This window comes from Nitrospira sp. BLG_2 (genome assembly GCF_049222245.1).
Map to the genome: position 1 here is coordinate 1 of NZ_JBLYIG010000042.1, position 2152 is coordinate 2152.

Annotated in this window: 3 protein-coding genes; all 3 read right to left on the reverse strand. The window is 54.2% G+C overall.

What is annotated here, in order from left to right; genetic code table 11:
- Nucleotides 1-573: DUF3501 family protein (locus tag ACOSYY_RS01190; protein WP_421660414.1), on the reverse strand; the 573-nt coding region annotated here is incomplete at its 3' end.
- Nucleotides 574-631: 58 nt separating this feature from the next.
- Nucleotides 632-1906: a heterodisulfide reductase-related iron-sulfur binding cluster gene (locus ACOSYY_RS01195; protein ID WP_421660415.1), complete on the reverse strand. Its 1275-nt coding sequence runs from the start codon at nt 1904-1906 to the stop codon at nt 632-634.
- A 101-nt stretch (nt 1907-2007) separates the two neighbouring features.
- A partial coding sequence (locus tag ACOSYY_RS01200; RefSeq protein ID WP_421660416.1) for a ferritin family protein occupies nt 2008-2152 on the reverse strand: 145 nt, incomplete at its 5' end.

Here is a 2152-nt window from a genome sequence, read left to right on the forward strand (position 1 = left end):
GTCTGAAAGCCACTCTTCTCTCATTGTACCTGGAACAGAAACTTCCTGCTGATACCCACCGTGGTTCACCCGAATCGTCACCGGACGAGTGAGGTCCGAAAAAGCCCGCTTCATCGAGGCAGTCGGTCGAAACCGCACGAAATGAACTGCGCTGATTTTTGTCTCATGACTCCGACCGCCTTCGAATTCGCCAAAGACCGCTTCACCATCGGCAATAATCGCGACCTTGTTGCCATGATCCAATCCCATGAACTGATCGAGTTTATCTTTTATCCTTGCCTCTTCTGTGATTTCGATCAAGAGGGTTGCGCTCAATTCATCTTGATCCGGCAGTAATGCGTTATACACATCCAGTTCATCCTGAACCTTGGCCGGATCGATAATGCGCTCAGCGCGAATCATTTCCTGAATCTGAAACCTGAGCGTATCCCGATTCTCGAATACTAAGGTGATCAACGGGCCAACGGAAATTCTGCGCCGATGCTTCAGCGCGATGATGGTCGCCCGAAACGACTCGCGCTGCCGATCATACTCTTCGATCGATATAAGATCGTCTGCCCTAAGTGCCTTCATCGAATTTCCTCACATTGTTCGGCCCACACAGGTGAGGTCCAACTCCTTATTTTCTCCGCTACGCAGGCAACCCATACGCGTTCCGGACAACCTGAATCGGATGCAACACCATCTTGCCAGGCGTATGCGCCGACCCTCCGGCCTGATCCAACTGCAATCCGGCCAGAGGACAATCCGAAGCGATAAGGTCGGGGTGGGTTTGCTCGATTGCGCGGACGGCCTTCCCGGCAATTTTCATCGACAGCGGGAAAAATTCCGTTTTGGCCGACCAGGCACCATCATGTCCAGAGCACTGTTCGATGACCTCGACCTGTGCGCCGGCGCACTCCATAAGTTCCTTCGACTTAAACCCGATATTCTGATCTCTCAAATGGCAGGGAATCTGATACGCGACTCGCCCAGGCTTCATGGTGAAATCGGTCGCCAGATGGCCAGTCCTTTTTAACCCCACGAGATATTCGCAGATATCGAACGTCCGCTCGGCGACCTGCTTGGTCTGCTCATCGCACTGAAGCTCCGGATATTCGCGTTTCAACATTAAGCTGCAACTGGCGGTCGGAACCACGACATCATAGCCATCGAGCACCCACGGATGCAATGACGCGACGTTACTTCGCGCTGCTTGAAGAATCGCTTGCGTATCGCCGATATCGAAGCTCGGCATCCCGCAACAGCGCTGCGGCGGCACCACGACCTGAACGCCGTTCTTCTCCAACACTTGCACCGTCGCCTTGCCGATATCCGTCGCTTGGTAGTTCACAAGGCAGCTGGCAAACAGGGCTACCTTGCGAACAGGTGGATCGGTTGGAGCCGTCGTAGTTCGACTGCCGAACCAACGGGGAAACGTCTCGCGTGAAAAGTGCAGGAGCCGACGGTCTTGATGAACGCCCATCACCCGATCAAGGACACGACGCACGAACCTGTTTTCCAAGAGACTGTTCGTGATCGAGGCTGTCGCGCTTCCTAGTTTCCCGATCGTATCCGTCATGGTGAGCAGGCGATCTCTCCACCGGACGCCGCGCTCAGCGGCTAGGTGTTTCTTCCAGACCACCATCAAATGGGGAAAATCAATCTCATAGTGATGCGGTGGGGTATACGGGCAATGATTGAAACAGAGTTTGCAGTAGTAGCATTCGTCGACCACTCGATGGTGATCGCCTGAGGTCAGCTTGGCGACATCGCCCTCATACACGTCAATCCGATCCAGCAGGGTGTTGAACGAGGGGCACAGATTAAAGCAGCGTCGGCACCCATCACAGACCTCATATATCCGCAGGGTTTCTTTCTCCAACTGCTTGGCGTCGACCGGTTGGATGAGACTGAGGCCTTTCATCGTTCCTTTTTCCCCAAAACGATCAGCGGCCAGCCTTCGCCGACGGATTCACGCCACGTCGCCGAAAACTGACCGCTGCACGTGCGCTGATACCCAGACTATTAGACCTTCAGACTATCCAATCCCTTCTGAAACCGGTTGGCGTGAGATCGTTCGGCTTTCGCCAACGTTTCAAACCATTCGGCTAACTCAGGGAACCCTTCATCCCGAGCGGTCTTCGCCATCCCGTGATACATTTGGGCATAT